At 36.7% G+C, this 18,773-nt stretch carries 15 protein-coding genes and 1 pseudogene; 14 read left to right on the top strand and 2 right to left on the bottom strand.

Features of this window, described 5'->3' with window-relative positions:
- The first annotated feature begins 1 nt into the window (after window position 1).
- Together fusA and tuf are read left to right on the top strand one after the other, a co-directional pair.
- Window positions 2–2,092, top strand: coding sequence for an elongation factor G (fusA, locus tag Bccel_RS21205; protein WP_036937192.1), 2,091 nt, complete (start codon window positions 2–4; stop codon window positions 2,090–2,092).
- Window positions 2,093–2,185: 93 nt separating this feature from the next.
- Window positions 2,186–3,388 (top strand): elongation factor Tu, encoded by a 1,203-nt coding sequence (gene tuf, locus Bccel_RS21200; RefSeq protein WP_036937194.1) that lies wholly within the window; start codon window positions 2,186–2,188, stop codon window positions 3,386–3,388.
- Between the two features lie 119 nt (window positions 3,389–3,507).
- Here the strand turns inward: tuf and Bccel_RS21195 are convergent, their stop codons facing one another.
- Entirely contained in the window at window positions 3,508–3,849 is a 342-nt protein-coding gene (locus tag Bccel_RS21195; RefSeq protein ID WP_036937197.1) for a DUF192 domain-containing protein, read from the bottom strand.
- A 233-nt stretch (window positions 3,850–4,082) separates the two neighbouring features.
- On the opposite strand from Bccel_RS21195, the gene Bccel_RS21190 reads away from it, so the two are divergent.
- The 12 genes and pseudogenes from Bccel_RS21190 to tsaD all read left to right on the top strand — a co-directional run bounded on the left by Bccel_RS21190 (window position 4,083) and on the right by tsaD (window position 17,828).
- Entirely contained in the window at window positions 4,083–4,643 is a 561-nt protein-coding gene (locus Bccel_RS21190; protein ID WP_242853057.1) for an RNA polymerase sigma factor, read from the top strand.
- Window positions 4,640–5,203: an anti-sigma factor family protein gene (locus Bccel_RS21185; protein ID WP_036937200.1), complete on the top strand. Its 564-nt coding sequence runs from the start codon at window positions 4,640–4,642 to the stop codon at window positions 5,201–5,203. The genes Bccel_RS21190 and Bccel_RS21185 overlap by 4 nt, the downstream gene beginning before the upstream one ends.
- 276 nt (window positions 5,204–5,479) lie before the next feature.
- On the top strand, window positions 5,480–5,749 hold the full coding sequence (locus Bccel_RS21180) for an HPr family phosphocarrier protein (protein ID WP_036937204.1): 270 nt from the start codon (window positions 5,480–5,482) through the stop codon (window positions 5,747–5,749).
- 2 nt (window positions 5,750–5,751) lie between these two features.
- Window positions 5,752–7,485 carry a phosphoenolpyruvate--protein phosphotransferase gene (gene ptsP / locus Bccel_RS21175; protein WP_036937206.1) on the top strand — a complete coding sequence of 578 codons (1,734 nt, stop codon included), beginning with the start codon at window positions 5,752–5,754 and terminating at the stop codon, window positions 7,483–7,485.
- Window positions 7,486–7,532: 47 nt separating this feature from the next.
- Entirely contained in the window at window positions 7,533–9,368 is a 1,836-nt protein-coding gene (gene uvrC / locus Bccel_RS21170; protein ID WP_036937209.1) for an excinuclease ABC subunit UvrC, read from the top strand.
- 85 nt (window positions 9,369–9,453) lie between these two features.
- A complete protein-coding gene (locus Bccel_RS21165) occupies window positions 9,454–10,164 on the top strand; it encodes a metallophosphoesterase (RefSeq protein WP_036937211.1) in 711 nt (236 codons plus the stop codon).
- Window positions 10,165–10,373: 209 nt separating this feature from the next.
- Window positions 10,374–11,660 carry a trigger factor gene (gene tig / locus Bccel_RS21160; RefSeq protein WP_036937213.1) on the top strand — a complete coding sequence of 429 codons (1,287 nt, stop codon included), beginning with the start codon at window positions 10,374–10,376 and terminating at the stop codon, window positions 11,658–11,660.
- Window positions 11,661–11,767: 107 nt separating this feature from the next.
- A complete protein-coding gene (clpP, locus tag Bccel_RS21155) occupies window positions 11,768–12,349 on the top strand; it encodes an ATP-dependent Clp endopeptidase proteolytic subunit ClpP (RefSeq protein ID WP_036937215.1) in 582 nt (193 codons plus the stop codon).
- Window positions 12,350–12,365: 16 nt separating this feature from the next.
- Window positions 12,366–13,661 (top strand): ATP-dependent Clp protease ATP-binding subunit ClpX, encoded by a 1,296-nt coding sequence (clpX, locus tag Bccel_RS21150; protein WP_036937217.1) that lies wholly within the window; start codon window positions 12,366–12,368, stop codon window positions 13,659–13,661.
- Window positions 13,662–13,885: 224 nt separating this feature from the next.
- A complete protein-coding gene (gene lonB, locus Bccel_RS21145; RefSeq protein ID WP_036937219.1) occupies window positions 13,886–15,565 on the top strand; it encodes an ATP-dependent protease LonB in 1,680 nt (559 codons plus the stop codon).
- A 395-nt stretch (window positions 15,566–15,960) separates the two neighbouring features.
- The gene (locus Bccel_RS21140; RefSeq protein ID WP_036937221.1) at window positions 15,961–16,749 is read left to right on the top strand and encodes an undecaprenyl-diphosphate phosphatase; all 789 of its coding nucleotides are present in this window, start codon (window positions 15,961–15,963) and stop codon (window positions 16,747–16,749) included.
- A gap of 51 nt (window positions 16,750–16,800) precedes the next feature.
- Window positions 16,801–17,828, top strand: a pseudogene (tsaD, locus tag Bccel_RS21135) (tRNA (adenosine(37)-N6)-threonylcarbamoyltransferase complex transferase subunit TsaD).
- 172 nt (window positions 17,829–18,000) lie between these two features.
- Here the strand turns inward: tsaD and Bccel_RS21130 are convergent.
- Window positions 18,001–18,699 carry a lytic transglycosylase domain-containing protein gene (locus Bccel_RS21130; protein ID WP_036937224.1) on the bottom strand — a complete coding sequence of 233 codons (699 nt, stop codon included), beginning with the start codon at window positions 18,697–18,699 and terminating at the stop codon, window positions 18,001–18,003.
- Window positions 18,700–18,773 lie beyond the last annotated feature (74 nt).

Here is an 18,773-nt window from a genome sequence, read left to right as displayed (position 1 = left end):
GATGCCCAGGCAATTTAGTCTAGAAAATACTAGAAACATTGGTATAATGGCTCATATAGATGCTGGAAAGACTACAACGACTGAAAGAATTCTATTCTATACTGGTAGAACTCATAAAATCGGTGAAGTTCACGAAGGTGCTGCAACAATGGACTGGATGGAGCAGGAGCAGGAAAGAGGTATAACAATTACTTCTGCTGCTACAACAGCTCAATGGAAAGGCAACAGGATAAATATTATTGATACACCGGGACACGTTGACTTTACAGTTGAAGTTGAAAGATCATTGCGTGTTCTTGACGGATCAGTTACATTGTTCTGTGCTAAAGGCGGCGTTGAGCCACAATCAGAAACAGTTTGGAGACAGGCTGACAAATACAGAGTTCCCCGTATGGCTTACGTTAATAAGATGGATATAATGGGAGCAGACTTCTTTAATTGTATAAAGATGATGAAGGAAAGATTGGGCTCTAATGCAGTGCCTCTTCAGCTTCCTATCGGAAAAGAAGATAACTTCCAGGGAGTAGTTGATCTTGTTTTAATGAAAGCATATATTTTCAAGGATGATTTGGGAAAAGTTATTGATGAAGTTGAAATACCTGAAGATATGAAAGATCTTGCTGAAGAGTATCATGCTATGTTAATGGAAAACGTAGCAGATCTTGATGAAGATGTTATGATGAAGTATCTTGAAGGTGAAGAGATTACTTTGGAAGAAGTTAAGGACTGTATAAGAAAGGCAACTATTGCTAATAAAATAGTTCCTGTACTTTGCGGATCTTCATATAAGAATAAGGGTGTTCAGCAGCTTTTGGATGCAGTTATCGATTATATGCCTTCACCATTAGATATTCCTGCTATAAAAGGTCTATCAGTTGATGGAGATCAGGAAATGGAAAGACCTGCAAATGATGAAGGTCCTTTCTCTGCATTGGCATTTAAAATAATGACAGACCCATTTGTTGGTAAGCTTTGCTTCTTCAGAGTTTACTCAGGTAAATTGGGATCCGGTTCATATGTGTTAAATTCAACAAAAAATAAAAGAGAGCGTATAGGAAGAATACTTCAGATGCATGCTAATCACAGGGAAGAAATAGATACTGTTTATTCTGGTGACATAGCAGCAGCTATCGGATTAAAGGATACCACTACAGGTGATACCCTTTGTTCTGACGATGCTCCAATTATTCTTGAATCGATGGAATTCCCAGAGCCTGTTATCCATGTTGCTATCGAGCCTAAAACAAAGGCTGGACAGGAAAAAATGGGTATTGCATTATCCAAGCTTGCAGAAGAAGACCCAACATTCAAGACATTTACAGATGCCGAAACAGGTCAAACAATTATTGCAGGTATGGGAGAACTCCATCTTGAAATCATTGTTGACCGTATGATGAGAGAATTTAAGGTTGAGGCAAACGTTGGTAAACCACAGGTTGCATATAAGGAAACAATCCGCAAAGCTGTTAAGGTTGAAGGTAAATTTGTTCGTCAGTCCGGTGGTAAAGGACAATACGGTCACTGCTGGATCGAACTTGAACCACAGGAGCCAGGTACTGGATATTTATTTGTTAATAAGATAGTCGGTGGAGCTATTCCAAAGGAATATATCCCAGCTATTGATGCAGGTATTCAGGAAGCAATGAACCACGGTGTTCTTGCAGGATATCAAGTTCTTGACGTTAAAGTTACTCTTATTGACGGTTCATACCACGAAGTTGACTCTTCTGAAATGGCGTTTAAGATTGCAGGATCAATGGCCTTCAAAGATGGTTGTAAGAAGGCAAATCCAGTGCTTCTCGAGCCAATGATGAGAGTTGACGTAACAGTTCCTGAGGAGTACATGGGAGATGTTATAGGTGACTTGAACTCAAGAAGAGGAAGAATTGAAGGAATGGAAGCAAGAGGTGGAGCACAGGTTGTTAAATCATTTGTTCCCCTTTCAGAAATGTTCGGCTATGCAACTACTTTGCGTTCAAGAACACAGGGTAGAGGAGTTTACTCCATGCAGTTCGACCACTATGAAGAAGTTCCTAAGAATATACAGGAAGGCATTTCAAAAACTAGAAATGCAAACAGCAGCAATGAATAATTGCTCCTGAAAAAATGATTTTCTTCAGGGACAATAGTCCCTGTTGATATACCAATAATTAAAGCAATTTATTAATTAAAGGAGGATTTTACAATGGCAAAGGCTAAATACGAAAGAACGAAACCCCATGTTAACATTGGAACAATAGGTCACGTTGACCATGGTAAGACATCATTAACAGCTGCAATAACTAAGGTATTAGGATTCTTGGGAAAAGCTAGCTACACAGCTTACGATCAGATCGATAAAGCTCCAGAAGAAAGAGAAAGAGGTATCACAATTTCAACTGCTCACGTTGAGTATGAAACTGATAACAGACACTATGCTCACGTTGACTGCCCAGGCCATGCTGACTATGTTAAAAACATGATCACTGGTGCTGCTCAGATGGACGGTGCTATACTCGTTGTTTCAGCTGCTGATGGTCCTATGCCACAGACTAGAGAACACATTCTTCTCTCACGTCAGGTTGGTGTACCATACATAGTTGTTTTCTTGAACAAGTGTGATATGGTTGATGACGAAGAACTTATCGAATTAGTTGAAATGGAATTAAGAGAACTCTTATCATCATATGAATTCCCAGGTGATGATATTCCGATTGTTAGAGGTTCAGCATTAGTTGCTCTTGAATCAACTGCAAATGATGTTAATGCACCTGAATACCAGCCAATAATGAAATTAATGGCTGAAGTTGATAGCTTCATACCTACACCTGAAAGACCTACTGACAAGCCTTTCCTTATGCCTGTAGAAGATGTTTTCTCAATCACAGGTCGTGGAACAGTTGCTACTGGTAGGGTTGAAAGAGGTATATTGAAGGTTGGTGACGAAGTTGAACTTATCGGTTTGGCTGAAGAATCCAAAAAGGTTGTCGTAACTGGTGTTGAAATGTTCAGAAAGCTTCTTGACCAAGCTGTTGCTGGTGACAACATCGGAGCTCTCTTAAGAGGTATCCAGAGAAATGAAATCGAAAGAGGTCAGGTATTGGCTAAACCAGGTTCAGTTAAACCTCATACTCATTTCGAATCACAGGTTTACGTTTTAACAAAAGAAGAAGGTGGAAGACATACTCCTTTCTTCAACGGTTACAGACCACAGTTCTACTTCAGAACTACTGACGTTACTGGTGTTGCTGAATTACCAGCAGGAACAGAAATGTGTATGCCTGGTGACCACATCACAATGACAATTAAGCTCATCGCTCCTATAGCTATGGAAGAAGGCTTAAGATTCGCTATCCGTGAAGGTGGTAGAACAGTAGGATCTGGTACAGTTTCAAAGATTATAGAATAATTTCTATAAAAATAAAAGCCGGGATGAATTTCCCGGCTTTATTCATGTCTATATTAAAAATATTTCTGCTTTCTACGCAGGTGTTGACAAGTTAAGTCAATACACTTTTAAAGAATAAACTAATAATAATCCAGTAAATCTCCAATTTCTGTATTGGATAACTCTACGGTACCAACAGGCAATTCAACGGTATTTTTCGCACTTTTCACAATTCCAGACACTTTCCATGGTGGTATACCTTTTATTAAGTGGACTACCTTATTTGATTCGTCAATAAACACTATATCCAACGCAAATTTCATAAAACACATATGGATTGAGTTGCATTTTGTAAGAAGCAGCCCATCTCCTGGGGATAACTGGCTTCTGCTCATAAGTCCAATAAACCTGCTTTTAAAATTATCAGCTACTGCGAGATTTTCTGCGAGTATTGTACCCTTACTTATATTTATAAGTTTCATATATATATCCTCGCTTTCACTATGATTGATAAATTATTATTGCTGTATACTAATTATTGTACACAAATTAATTAAGGTATGAATGAAAAATTACTTCCGCTTATGAGTGGAATTTATAGCAGAAGTTATTTTTTGATTATAATTAAATTATATCAAAAAAATCAGACATTGGTGAGAAATTGTCGTATAATAGGTATATAAAGTATTGACAAATTGAAAGGAGGTGTGGTTTGGTGGACCCCGAAATTAGTGATATTGAACTGGTCAATAAGTGTATTAAAGGGGATCAGGATGCATTCTCTGAGCTTGTGAGCAGATACAAGAGACTTGTGTTTAAAGTTGTGTATAATGTTATAAACAATGAACAGGAAGTAAATGATATTTCACAGGAAGTATTTTTAAAGGTTTATAAGAACCTAAAGGCATATAATCCTGAATATAAATTTTCCACATGGATAGTAAAGATAGCCACAAACCACTGCCTGGATGTTGTACGAAAAAAGAAAGTTGATGCACTACCTATTGACGATGCTATAGATGTTTCTGACAAAAAAGATACTCCTGAGGAGTTTTATATAAGGAAGGAAAAAGTAGAGAAAATAAGGGAAGCGATTTCGGAACTTCCTGAAAAGTACAGAATACCCATTATACTTTTTCATCAAAATGGTTTATCATACGAAGAGATGACAAATATTATGAATGAACCCATTACTATAATAAAAAACAGATTATATCGAGCCAGATTAATGCTGAAAGGTAAATTGGTACCTGAAGGAAAGGAGGGAGCTCTATGAGTTGTGAAAAGTTCAGTGATCTGATAATGAAATTTTTCGATGGAAACATAAGCAGCAAAGATGATGAATGCCTTAAACAGCACATAAACTCCTGTGCTGGATGCAGAGCTGAATTTAACAGTCTCAATGAGATCTTTAACTGCTATGAGGAGGATATTACTGTAGAGCCCCCTGAAGGATTTGAAGCCTCCGTGATGAAAAGGGTTAAAGAGTATGATGATCTTAAGAGAAAGAAAGTAGACAGAAATCTTATGATTGTATATGGGGCTACATTTGTTGTGATGGGGATAATTTCCATGATTGTTCTTATGTTTCTTAAAAATGGAGCCTTCCCGGGTTCACCTGTTAAAAGCGGTGGTGTAGAAGATGCTTTCTGGGGAGTAGCTTTCTTTGCATACAACATGGTGATAAATGTTTATCTTTATATAAAGGCTAACATAAGCAGTTATGCAAGCTATTATCTATTTGCAATCTGCTTGATATTTTATCTTGTTATTCAAAAAAGTATTGTTGAAAGAGCAAATGTAAAAAAAGCTCCACAACCTACTGAGCCAAATTAAGGAATCAAAAATGAATTATCTTGTTTTAGGATATATACAGGAAAGTATTAGCTTATAATATTGCTATAGCTTTCCTGTTTTAATGTGTTTTATCAAATAATTTAATTTTATAATTAATTATATGAATTTTTAAAATTTCTGCTATAATTAATAATGACTAATAGTGTAAAGATTGATATACGTAAGGTTATGTGTAATTTGCAAGGTTAGATATGTAATGAATGGATAAAAATGCCAGCAAAAAATACTTAAGAATTTTTAGGAGGTCATATCTATATGATATCTAAAGAAGTTACTATAAAGAATCAATCAGGCCTTGACTCAAAGCAGGCGGCTATGTTTATTCAAAAGGCTTCAAATTTTAAGTCAGGGATATGGATTGAAAAAGGCGAAAGAAAGGCAAATGCAAAAAGTTTATTAGGGATGTTATCTTTGGGAATAGGCAGTGGAACAAAAATTATTCTTATAGCTGATGGAGAAGATGAGCAATCAGCTATATCCGATTTGGAGAAATACTTAACTGCTGGCTTGGTCGAAGGGACCTGATAATGGGAAAATTCATATTAAATGGAACACCTGTTTCTAGCGGAGCAGGTGTTGGGAAAATATATGCATTTGAACAGACAAGTATTGAAATTAACAGGGGTAAAATCAAAGAAAGCCTTATAGATGAGGAAATATTAAGGCTTGAAGTAGCTATAGATAAGACTCTTTTAGAGATATGCGACCTTAGCAATGACTTGCGGCAAAGGTTGGAGGCGGAGAACAGTCTCATATTTGAGGCTTATAAGACTATTCTTGAAGATAAATATTTTATCAGTGAAATAAAGGATCTAATTATAGTAAAAAAGATCTTTGCTGAGAATGCAGTTGATATGTGCATTAACAGTTATGTAACTGCTATTGAGATCAGTGATAATGATTATGCCAAGCAAAGTATTATTGATATAAAAGAGATTGGAAGCAGGATTATTAGAAATATTATAGGCGGAAAAACAGTCAAACAGAATTTGGACGATATTGACAGTAAATGCATTATAGGTATCAAGTGTTTGACTCCGTGGCTGGCAGCTGCCTTTGGAAAAAAGAATGTTACAGGGGTCATTTCTGAAGAGGGCGCAGCATATTTTTCCCATGCTGCCATTATATTGAGAGGCCTCGGAATACCTCTTATGAATAAGGTCTCTTATGATTTTATATTGAAATCCAATGGACAGACAGCTATTCTGGATTGCAATAATGGAACTCTTATTATAGATCCTGACAAAAAGGAGATTTCCAGATATAAGGATTTATATAAAAGCAGGATATTTGACCTTGGCGGGTTTTTCAGAAAGAAAAATACTCATGCTGAGACGATTGATAAGAAGCGGATAGTTGTTATGGCTAATATAAGCAATATTGATGAGTGTGATATTGCTGTCAGCAATTTAGCAGATGGCATAGGGTTGGTAAGGACTGAAATATTGTTCATCAATTCAAAGGATATTCCTGATGAAAAACAGCAGTATGCCGCGTATTCAAAAATAGTAAAAAAGATGAAGCCTGAACCTGTATTTATAAGGACATGGGATGCAGGGGAAGACAAGATATTTTCAGGGTTTACATCTAAAATGTCTATAAATAAAGAAGGATTAAAGGGAATAAGGTTTTCATTCACACAGATGGATGTGCTTACTGCACAGATCAGTGCTATTGTTCATTCTGCACTATTTGGACAGGTTGGCATAATGTTTCCTATGGTAAATGACGTTAGCGATATTTTTAAGGTTAAAGGCATCATTAATAATGTAGTTAATTGTATGGATGATAAAATCCGGGCCAAACTAAACCTTAAAATTGGTGCAGTGATTGAAAACAGAAAAGGTATAGAAAATATAGACAGCATACTTGAAGAAGTTGATTTTATCAGTATAGGCACCAACGACTTGCTTGAAGAAATGCAGGGAGCAAGCCGTAAGCATTCAATAGAAAATCATAAACTTTATCTGCATCCTGATTTTCTCACAGTAGTTAAATACTGCTGTATGAAATCACATGATAAAGGAAAACCTGTTAGTGTTTGTGGAGAGATGGCTTCAGATATTCCGGCTGCAATACTTCTTATTGGTATGGGGGTGGATGGATTAAGCATGCATCCGGCAAAAATAACTTCACATAAGGAGTTAATAAGGAAAATTAGTTACCATGAAAGCAGAGAGATTTTAGACGAAGCTCTTAGAAAGCTTGATGAACGTGAAGTTACAGAGATGCTGAATGAGTGGCTGAAGACATCTATATGAAAAGTGACTAAGAAATGACTAAATTCATTCATAGTCTGGGAGAATATATGTTTAATATCCAGGAAGAGTTAAAGAAAATGCCCGATAAACCGGGCGTTTATATTATGAAGGATGAGAATGGGCAGATTATATATATAGGTAAGGCAGTTGTTCTTAAAAACAGGGTAAGGCAGTATTTTCAATCGTCTGCAAATATGACGCCCAAGGTAAAAGCAATGGTAGCAAGGATTGCAGAGTTTGAATATATTGTAACCCATTCTGAGCTTGAGGCACTTATACTGGAATGTAATCTTATAAAAAAGCATAAACCCAAGTTTAATATTCTTCTTAAGGATGATAAGACCTATCCATATATAAAGGTAACTATGAACGAGGAATACCCGAGGGTCCTTATGACAAGAAGACTTGAGAAGGATGGTGCCAAATACTTCGGACCTTATTCAAATGTAACTGCTGTCAGGGAAACTATAGATCTTTTGAAAAAGCTTTTTCCCATAAAGACATGTAACAGGGTGTTTCCGAGAGATGTGGGAAAAGAGAGGCCTTGCCTGAATTTCCATATTTATCAATGTCTTGGTCCATGTCAGGGCAATGTCAATAAAGAGGAATACAGGAATCTAATGAAAGATATATGTAGCTTTCTTGCAGGTAAGCATGAAGAAGTAATTGATAAGCTTGAGCATCAAATGAATGAGCTGGCGGAAAGCCTTAACTTTGAGAAGGCTGCAAGCCTTAGGGACAAAATCAGAGGACTTAAGCATGTTGCTGAGAAGCAGAAGGTCCTTTCAACTGCAATGGAGGATCAGGATGTTATAGCCTATGCCAAAAATGAGACTGATTCATGTATTCAGGTGTTTTTTATAAGAGGAGGCAAGCTTTTAGGCAGGGAGCACTTTATATTTGAAGGAGTCGGTGAAGTAGAGGATAAAGAGCTTATAACTTCATTTGTAAAGCAGTTTTATAGTTCAACATCGTTTATTCCTCATGAAATTCTTTTGCAAGGGGATATTGACGAGCTTAACATTATTGAGAAATGGCTAACAGATAAAAGAGCAGGAAAAGTATATATAAAGGTTCCAAGAAAGGGCGATAAGCATAAATTGATTGAGATGGTTTCCCAGAATGCTGTATTTGCGTTGAACCAATTCAGGGATAAAATTCAAAGGGACCAAACAATGTCTAAAGATGGCCTTAGTGAACTGGCTCAGCTTCTAGAACTAAAAGAATTCCCTCATAGAATAGAGGCTTATGATATATCAAATACAGGTACTTCGGAAATAGTTGCTTCAATGGTTGTATTTGAAAACGGCTCTCCTGCAAACAGAGAATATAGAAGGTTTAAAATAAAATCGGTAGAAGGCCAGAATGATTATGGAAGTATGCAGGAGACCATCTACAGAAGATTTAAACCCAGGGAAGAAGAGAATTCAAAAGGCATTAACAAATTTTCAAAAATGCCCGAACTTATTCTGATAGATGGAGGACTTGGACATATTAATGCAGTAAAAGAGGTTATGAACAGCATGGGTGTGAGTATACCCGCCTATGGCATGGTCAAGGATGATAAGCACAGAACCAGGGGATTGATGTCTCAGGCGGGAGAAATAAGCTTTGAAAAGAATATTAATGCGTTCAGGCTTGTTACAGCTATCCAGGATGAGGCACACAGATTTGCTGTTGATTACAATAGGAAGCTCAGAGAAATGAGATATAGAAAGTCGGCATTGGATGAGGTTCCTGGGATAGGGCCTAAAAGGAAGAAGGCACTTATAAAGCATTTTGGATCAGTAAGTAAAATAAAGGAAGCAGGAATTGATGACCTCGAAGCTGTAGATGGTATTACCAATGCCATAGCCTTAAAAATTTACGAATTTTTTCATTAGTTTTTAGATGTCTAAGAAGTTATGGTATATTTTACACCATAATTTATAATGTTGAGTATAAACGTGTATAAAGGGGAAAATAAGTTTGGCTATTTATGCTATTTCAGATCTTCATTTGGCCATATCCATAGATAAACCGATGGATGTGTTTGGATGGAAATGGTCCAATTATATGGAGAAGCTAAAAATCAATTGGCTGGAGACAATAAAGGACGATGATATTGTAATTATTCCGGGCGATATATCATGGGCAACCTATATTGACCAGGCTAAAGCAGACTTCGAGTTTATTGAAAGCCTTCCGGGAAGGAAGATAATTTCCAAGGGCAACCATGACTATTGGTGGACAACTCACAGCAAGCTGCAGCAGTTCCTTACTGCTAATGGGTTTAGAACAATTGAGTTTATGCAAAATAACAGCTATAATCTGGGTAGTGTGATTGTTTGTGGTACAAGAGGGTGGATAAGTCCCGGTGATGACGGTTTTGGCAGTGATGACAGAAAGATATACAACAGAGAGATACAGAGATTGGAGCTATCCCTTAAAAGTGCACCTGTAGAGGATGGGAAATATATAGTCGTTGCAATGCATTACCCACCGTTCAATTCTAAAAAAGAACCTACAGGCTTTGTAGAATTGATGTGCCAATATAATGTTAGTCTATGTATATATGGTCATTTGCATGGGGAAAGTTATAAAAATGCAGTAGTTGGGAATAATAACGGATTGGAGTTCAAATTAATATCAGCTGACTATCTTGATTTTAAACCGATAAAAATATGCGAAAATGATTAAAATATTAAAATTTTCGTGCGTTATTATTGGAATTTGAGAATGTTTTATGTTATAATGGAATGACTGTTTTATAGACAAATGGCAGGGATTCCTTTAGAGTTTGACTGATTATACTGACTATAACGATTATTACCGGTTTTCATGGCAGACATCTGCAAATTTACTGGTGTAGATAAAATATTACATATAATGGGAGGATTGGCGTTAAGATGAACGTTAAAATTGAGAATATCGAAAAAAATGTTATTCAATTGGAGATTGAGGTGGATGCAGCCAAATTTGAAGAAGGAATGCAAAAATCCTTTTTGAAGAATGCATCAAAATTCAATGTTCAGGGATTTAGAAAAGGAAAGGCACCTAGACATATAGTTGAAAGAGCTTATGGTGAGGGCGTATTGTATGAAGATGCAATTAACATAATTTGTCCTGAAGCATATGAAGAAGCAATTACAGAAAATAATATCGATCCTGTTGACAAACCGGAAGTTGATATAAAGCAAATTGGAAGTGGACAAAACCTCATTTTTACTGCAAAGGTTACAGTTAAGCCTGAGGTTGAGTTAGGTGAATATAAAGGCGTAGAAGTTCAAAAAGTTGAAGCAAACGTAACAGATGAAGATGTTGAAAATGAATTTAAATTAGTAGTTGAAAAAAGTGCCAGAATAGTATCTGCTGAAGATAGAGTTATAGAAGATGGAGATATGGCGGTTATCGATTTTGAGGGGTTCATTGATGGTGTTGCATTTGAAGGCGGCAAGGGCGAAAATTACAGCCTTAAGATAGGGTCAGGTCAGTTTATACCCGGATTTGAAGAGCAGCTCATCGGTGCAAAAGCTGGAGATGAAGTTGATGTTAATGTTTCTTTCCCTGAAAACTACGGTAAAGAAGAGTTAGATGGAAAGGCTGCACTTTTCAAAGTTAAGATCAACGATGTTAAAATTAAGGAATACCCTGAAATAGATGATGAATTTGCACAGGATATAAGTGAGTTCGACACTTTAGCTGAATATAAGGAAGATTTAAAGAAGAAGCTTGTTGAAAGAGCTGAAGCAAACGCAAAGCATGAAACTGAAACGGCACTGCTGGATAAAATAGCTGAAAGCACTACAGTGGACATTCCAGAAGTAATGATTAACCAGCAAATAGATGTTTTGATACGTGATTTTGATATGAGGCTTAGATATCAAGGACTTGATATCAACAGATATATGAGTGCTTATGGTATTTCCCAGGATGCTATCATAGAACAATTTAGATCAAGAGCTGAGAAGGATGTTTTAAACCAACTGATTATTGATAAAATCGTTGATTTGGAGAAAATAGAAGTTTCTCAAGAAGAAATTGACGAGGAAATAAAAAAACTTGCAGGAAATTATAAGCAAGATGAGGAAGAATTTAAGAAACATTTAAAAGATGACGATATAGAATATATTAAGAAAGATTTGGCAGTTGTAAAAACAATCAATTTCCTTATGGAAAATGCAAAGGTTGTTTAATAACTTCTAAATTAATATATTGATAGCTTTTAATTTAACAGAAATTAGTTTTTAATCGATCCATAAGTGGGAAATAATATAATATAATAAAAAAGGAGGCCAACGCAATGAGTCTTGTTCCAATAGTTGTAGAACAAACTAACCGAGGTGAGAGGTCATATGATATTTATTCAAGACTTCTAAAGGATAGGATAATAGTTTTAAGTGATGAAGTTAATGATGTTACTGCAAGTCTTATAGTTGCACAAATGCTTTTCTTAGAAGCGGAAGATCCGGACAAGGATATACAGTTTTATATAAATAGTCCAGGAGGATCAGTTACATCCGGGTTTGCAATTTACGATACAATGCAGCATGTTAGGCCTGATGTTTCTACTATATGTGTCGGTATGGCGGCAAGTATGGGAGCATTCTTATTATCGGCAGGAACAAAGGGAAAAAGGTTTGCACTTCCAAATGCAGAAATAATGATACACCAGCCTCTAGGCGGTGTTCGCGGGCAAGCTACTGATATAAAGATTCATACTGAATGGCTGCTCAAAATAAAAAGTAAGCTGAACAGAATTTTAAGTGAAAACACAGGCAAACCTCTTGATATTATAGAAAAAGATGTTGAGAGAGACTTTTTCATGTCGGCAGAAGATGCAAAAGCATACGGCTTAGTGGACGAAGTTATGTATAGAAGATAATAAATGAGGTGGAATGATGTCCAGATATGATGAAAAGAAGCAGCTTAAATGTTCATTCTGCGGCAAAACTCAGGAACAGGTCAAGAGGTTGGTGGCAGGTCCTGGGGTATATATTTGCGATGAGTGCATAGAATTATGCTCCGAAATTATCGAAGAAGAATTTGAAGATATAAAGGCTGATACTGACCTTAGTGAAATACCCAAACCAAAGGATATAAAAGCCATTCTTGATCAGTATGTAATTGGTCAGGAAGGTGCGAAGAAATCCTTATCTGTTGCTGTTTATAACCATTATAAAAGGATTGGCTCAGATATAAAGGGCAGTGATACCGAATTGCAGAAGAGTAATATTGTTATGCTTGGTCCTACAGGATCAGGTAAAACGCTTCTTGCTCAGACTCTGGCAAGGATACTGAATGTACCTTTTGCGATTGCAGATGCTACTTCTTTGACTGAAGCAGGTTATGTTGGGGAAGATGTTGAAAACATTCTTCTCAAGCTGATACAAGCGGCAGACTATGATATTGAAAAGGCTGAAAAGGGTATAATTTATATTGATGAAATAGACAAAATTGCCAGAAAGTCTGAAAACCCATCAATAACAAGAGATGTTAGCGGTGAGGGAGTTCAGCAGGCTCTTTTGAAAATTTTGGAAGGTACAGTTGCATCGGTACCTCCTCAAGGTGGAAGGAAGCATCCGCATCAGGAGTTCATACAGATTGATACCACGAATATACTCTTTATTTGTGGAGGTGCTTTTGACGGTATCGATAAGATTATACAAAATAGAATTGGTAAGAAGTCCTTAGGTTTTGGAGCAAAAATCGAAACTGCCAAGGAAAGGGATATTAGTAATATCCTGCAGAACATTTTGCCACAGGATCTCTTAAAGTTTGGATTAATACCCGAGTTTGTAGGAAGGCTTCCTGTTGTTGTAAAGCTGCATCCTCTTGATAAAGCAGCTCTGGTACAGATTCTCACAGAGCCCAAGAATGCACTTATCAAGCAATACCAAAAGCTCTTTGAGATGGATGATGTGATACTTGAGTTTGAACCGGATGCCCTTGATGCTGTAGCGGAAAAGGCTATTGCAAGGAATACAGGTGCAAGAGGATTAAGAGCAATTCTTGAAGAAATTATGCTGGATGTCATGTATGATATTCCATCCTCTACAAATGTTGAAAAATGTACCATTAACAGAGACTGTGTTGAAAATAGCGGAACTCCGGCTATAGTTATTAATGAGAATAAAAAGCCTCTAAAAAAAACAACAGGAAAGAAGTCTCGAATGAAAAGGGAATCAGTATCATAGAAATTAACGATTAATGAATTTTTGAAAGCCCTAAATAATAGATTACTGAGAGCGAACTGGTGAAATAAATCAGTTCGTTTTTATTTTGTCCTCTAAATATTAACAATGTTTAAAACAGCATAAAATGACTTTCTATGCTAATAATAATACTTTAGGAATGTTAAAGAAATAAATTCTTTAATCATCCATTAGGAAGGATTTATATTTTCCAAGGAGGTTATTTAATGCTTACAGGTATTTTATTTTTCATACAATTTTTCTTTACTTTGATTATTGGGCTGTATTTTCTTAACCTGCTAAAGTCTCAACAAAGTAATAAAGGTGCAATTGAGAAAGAGTCAAAAAAGGAATTGGATAAGCTTAAAAGGCTTCGGGAAATAAAACTTACAGAACCGCTTTCAGAAAAGACCAGACCTGCTTCAATCAATGATATCGTAGGACAGGAGCAAGGTATAAAAGCACTTAGGGCTGCATTGTGCGGTCCGAATCCGCAGCATGTTATTATCTATGGACCTCCTGGTGTAGGAAAAACTGCTGCTGCGAGGGTTATTCTTGAGGAAGCCAGACAAAGCCCAATCTCACCGTTTAAAAAAGAAGCAAAATTTGTTGAAATGGATGCAACCACTCTGAGATTTGATGAGAGAGGTATAGCCGACCCCCTTATAGGATCTGTGCATGATCCGATATATCAAGGAGCAGGTGCTTATGGTGCAGCAGGTGTACCACAGCCGAAGCCAGGGGCGGTAACACGTGCACATGGAGGCATGCTGTTTTTAGATGAAATTGGAGAATTGCATCCCATACAGATGAATAAGCTTTTAAAGATACTTGAGGATAGAAAGGTAATAATGGAGAGTGCTTATTATAGTTCGGAGGATAATAACATTCCTTCACATATACATGATATATTCCAAAAAGGCCTTCCTGCTGATTTCAGACTGGTTGGAGCAACTACCAGGCAGGCTGAGGAAATACCTGCAGCAATTAGGTCTAGATGCGTGGAAGTTTATTTCAGGCCTCTGCAGTTTGATGAAGTGTCAAAAATTGCAAAAAATGCTGCCATAAGAGGTGGATTTAAGACAGAGGAAGGCGTAGAGGAAGTAGTAGCAAAATACGCACAAAATGGAAGGGATGCGGTAAATATTATTCAGATAGCAGGCGGATCGGCATTGATTGAAGGAAGGAGTACAATTGCCAGAAAAGATGTTGAATGGGTGATTGAATTCGGACGGTACAGTCCGAGAACAGAAAAGAAAGTAAGTGCGGGAGAGTTTGTTGGGTGCATAAACGGCCTTGCAGTACTAGGAAGCAGCACAGGAGTAGTTATTGATATTGAAGCTACTGCGATTGAGGCAGAAGATGAAAAGGGTAAACTAACTGTTACAGGGATAATTGAAGAGGAAGAGCTGGATGGAAGAGGCCATAAATTAAAAAGGGCAGGGACTGCAAAATCATCAGTTGACAATGTTATAACTGTGTTTAAAAAGGTGCTTGGGATAGAATGTAGAAAGTATGACATTCATTTAAATTTCCCCGGGGGTATGCCGATTGATGGCCCATCTGCTGGAATAGCTGTATTTGCAGCCATATATTCGGCAATAAAGAATATTCCTGTAAGCAGCGAAATTGCCATGACCGGGGAAATATCAATCAAGGGAAAGGTAAAGCCAGTAGGTGGAGTTACTGCAAAAGTTGAAGCTGCAAAGATGGCTGGAGTTAAAAAAGTGCTCATCCCAAAGGAAAATTGGCAGGAAATATATAAAGACATAGGAATTGAAGTTATTCCGGTTGAGGATATAAATCAGGTCATTGAGCATGTGGCGAATAAGGACGAAGAGGTTACTGATGAAGTAATAATACAGGGCCCGTCTTTAAACATATTGACAGCACAGGCACGACTATAATGATTTTGGAACTATATTAATACATGAATGGAAAATTTGCATGATAAAAATCAAATTTTCGCGACATATGAATCAAGGAAAATGTTTTGCAATAATTAAAAACGTAAAATGATTATTGCAAAACATATAGTTCCAATTATATTTAATATGGAAGAGAATATAGACATATAATTTATACATACAATAAAATTTTGCATTTTAGTATAATTTGCTATAAAATAGTTGTTGAATTTCATTTTATTGGGGTTATTAATCATTAGATTATTAATGCTTTGAATTTTGTAAGTTATTTGTAAGGGAAATGTAAGATTTATAGTATATACTAAAAATGCTATAAATCTTATATATTAAGTAATTTCATTTTAGAAAGAGAAAATCAACGAGGTGAGGGAATAATGGATATTTTACAAGGTATTATACTGGGAATAATTCAAGGTTTGACGGAGTTTTTACCAATAAGCAGTTCAGGGCATTTGGTATTATTTCAGCAGATTTTTGGGCTTAAGGAAGGTGTTGCTACATTTGACATAGCTGTCCATCTTGCTACTCTTATTGCCGTAGTTGCAGTATTTCGTAAGGATATTATTGAAATTATAAAAAATCCCTTCAGCAAGCTTACCCTTTTAATAGTGGTGGGAACAATTCCTACACTGGCTATTGCATTTGCTCTTAAAAATATTATTGAGGATCTTTTGCATTCAGGTGCTTCATTAGGTATTGAATTTATAGTTACGGGACTCATATTGTGGTTTGCTGAATCTATTAAAACCAAGAACAAAGGGGAAAAGGAAACAACTATGGCTGATGCAGTGCTTATTGGTATTGCCCAGGGAATAGCCATTATGCCTGCAATATCAAGATCTGGCCTCACTATTGCGGGAGCTTTGTTCAGAGGACTCAACAGGGAATTTGCTGCAAGGTTTTCATTCCTGTTGTCAATCCCAATTATTCTTGCCGCAGCAGCTGATGAAGGATTGGATCTAATAAAAGACAAGGCTTCGGTACAAATTGAAATGATGCCTTTGTTTCTAGGAATGGTAGCAGCTGCAATTTCGGGATATTTTGCAATAAAGTTTATGCTGAAGATTCTAGCAAAGGGTAATTTAAGATCATTTTCATATTATGTGTTTGTATTAGGTGGATTGGTTGTGCTGGATCAATTATTCTTCCACATATATTTTTAGTAGTGTTAAATAAATAACTTAGCAGAACATGTGCATAAGGGAGTTAAGGCCATGGAAACAAAAAAAGATATACTTATCATGGGAATTGAAACGAGTTGTGATGAAACTTCAGCATCAATAGTTTTAAACGGCAGGAAGGTTGTTTCAAATATAATATCTTCGCAAATAAGCCTTCATCAGAAGTATGGCGGGGTTGTTCCTGAAATTGCTTCAAGGAAGCATGTTGAACTGATGATTCCTGTTATAGATGAGGCGTTGGATAAAGCGGGAATTAAGTTAAAGGATTTGGATGCCATTGGAGTTACATATGGACCAGGCCTTGTTGGTGCACTGCTGGTAGGACTTTCAGCAGCAAAAGGTCTTGCATTTGCCATAGACAAGCCCCTTGTAGGCGTTCATCACATTGAGGGGCATATCGCTGCGAATTATATTCAGCATGAGGAATTGGAGCCGCCTTTTATTTGTCTTGTTGCTTCAGGCGGTCATAGTCATATAGTTTATGTCGAGTCTTACGATAAATTCCAAATATTAGGACAAACCAGGGACGATGCAGCTGGGGAGGCGTTTGATAAAATTGCCAGGGCAATTGGACTTGGATACCCAGGAGGCCGCTTATTGACAAAGCTGCAGGTGAAGGAGACCCTAAAGCCATTAACTTCCCCAGGGTTTATTTTGATGGAGGTTCATTGGATTTCAGTTTCAGCGGGCTTAAAACTGCTGTGCTAAACCACTTACATAACCTTTCACAAAAAGGTGAGGCATATGACATTAATGATATATCTGCAAGCTTCCAGCAGGCCGTTGTGGATGTACTTGTTAAAAATACCGTAAATGCTGCGGTAAAAATGGAAGTAAATAAAATAACTCTTGCCGGAGGTGTAGCATCCAACAGATGTTTGAGAAAACAAATGAAGGAACATGCAAAGGCAAAGGGTATTGAAGTTTTGTACCCAAGTCCGGTGTTATGCACGGATAATGCAGCTATGGTTGCATGTGCTGCATATTATGGGTTTATTAAAGGCACTTTTTGTGATTTAAGATTAAATGCTGTTCCAGGATTGAGGTTGGGAGAAAAGTAGAAAAACCTCTCTTTATTTACATAATTCGACACATAATTTCATGACATGAAAATGTTAATATGTTGAATTAAAAGGTGTGAATAATGTGGAAATAATCTTGAACTACAGCAAAATATGACATATTTAGCTGTGTATAAGTATGTGGATAATGTGGATTAATCCTGTTGATAACTTATTTTTCGTCTTTATATTCATTATAATTGTTTATAACTACCTTAACATAATGTTGTGTTTCATTAAACGGTGGAACGCCATTATATTTTTTTACATTACCCGGACCTGCATTATAGGCAGCCAGAGCAAGTTTTAAATCGCCGCCGAACGCATTTATCTGATCTCTCAAATATCTGGTTCCGCCATCAATATTTTGTTCTATATCCCAGGGATTTGTAACGTTCAGACCTGCTGCAGTCCCAGGCATAAGCTGCATAAGTCCCTGTGCCCCAGCACTTGAAAGGGCATAGGGATTAAAGCTTGATTCCTGTTTTATAACAGCCTTTATAAGATTTGCATCAACACCGTATTTTTGAGATGCTTCTTCGATTGCTGTATTAATAAGCTCCATTTGTTTTATCTTGTCCTTTGGAACTGAAGCGGAACTATTTGCTCTTGAAAGCTCAGCTTTGAGCCTGTTGGTATTCATGGAGTTATAAGCCGCTGTTTTTGGCACTGTTATCTTTTCAGAAGAAGTATTTTTTTCCGGTGCGATATTATCAGATGCTGATACATCAGCTGCAGCATCTTTATTTGTTTCTTCTTCAAGGACTTTTTGAAATGAGGTTTTAGTTGAAGGCATATTCATCCTTAAGGGGACTCTACTTTGAATATCATTTAATTTTTGTGCGAAAATATCATTGACACTTAATGACATATATTCTCTCCTCCAACCATAGAAAGTCATAAAGTTGTTTTACTATATATATATCGTATTTTTAGCAAAAACAC

This window comes from Pseudobacteroides cellulosolvens ATCC 35603 = DSM 2933 (assembly GCF_001262605.1).
GTDB lineage: Bacteria > Bacillota > Clostridia > Acetivibrionales > DSM-2933 > Pseudobacteroides > Pseudobacteroides cellulosolvens.
The sequence above is the reverse complement of the archived record's forward strand: the minus strand, read 5'-3'. Positions and strand labels throughout refer to the sequence as shown.

Bases quoted from the DNA above. Each gene is read 5' to 3' on its own strand.
- fusA (WP_036937192.1), top strand. From the start codon at position 2: ATGCCCAGGCAATTTAGTCTAGAAAATACTAGAAACATTGGTATAATG.
- tuf (WP_036937194.1), top strand. From the start codon at position 2,186: ATGGCAAAGGCTAAATACGAAAGAACGAAACCCCATGTTAACATTGGA.
- Bccel_RS21195 (WP_036937197.1), bottom strand. From the start codon at position 3,849: ATGAAACTTATAAATATAAGTAAGGGTACAATACTCGCAGAAAATCTC.
- Bccel_RS21185 (WP_036937200.1), top strand. From the start codon at position 4,640: ATGAGTTGTGAAAAGTTCAGTGATCTGATAATGAAATTTTTCGATGGA.
- Bccel_RS21180 (WP_036937204.1), top strand. From the start codon at position 5,480: ATGATATCTAAAGAAGTTACTATAAAGAATCAATCAGGCCTTGACTCA.
- ptsP (WP_036937206.1), top strand. From the start codon at position 5,752: ATGGGAAAATTCATATTAAATGGAACACCTGTTTCTAGCGGAGCAGGT.
- uvrC (WP_036937209.1), top strand. From the start codon at position 7,533: ATGTTTAATATCCAGGAAGAGTTAAAGAAAATGCCCGATAAACCGGGC.
- tig (WP_036937213.1), top strand. From the start codon at position 10,374: ATGAACGTTAAAATTGAGAATATCGAAAAAAATGTTATTCAATTGGAG.
- clpP (WP_036937215.1), top strand. From the start codon at position 11,768: ATGAGTCTTGTTCCAATAGTTGTAGAACAAACTAACCGAGGTGAGAGG.
- clpX (WP_036937217.1), top strand. From the start codon at position 12,366: ATGTCCAGATATGATGAAAAGAAGCAGCTTAAATGTTCATTCTGCGGC.
- lonB (WP_036937219.1), top strand. From the start codon at position 13,886: ATGCTTACAGGTATTTTATTTTTCATACAATTTTTCTTTACTTTGATT.
- Bccel_RS21140 (WP_036937221.1), top strand. From the start codon at position 15,961: ATGGATATTTTACAAGGTATTATACTGGGAATAATTCAAGGTTTGACG.
- Bccel_RS21130 (WP_036937224.1), bottom strand. From the start codon at position 18,699: ATGTCATTAAGTGTCAATGATATTTTCGCACAAAAATTAAATGATATT.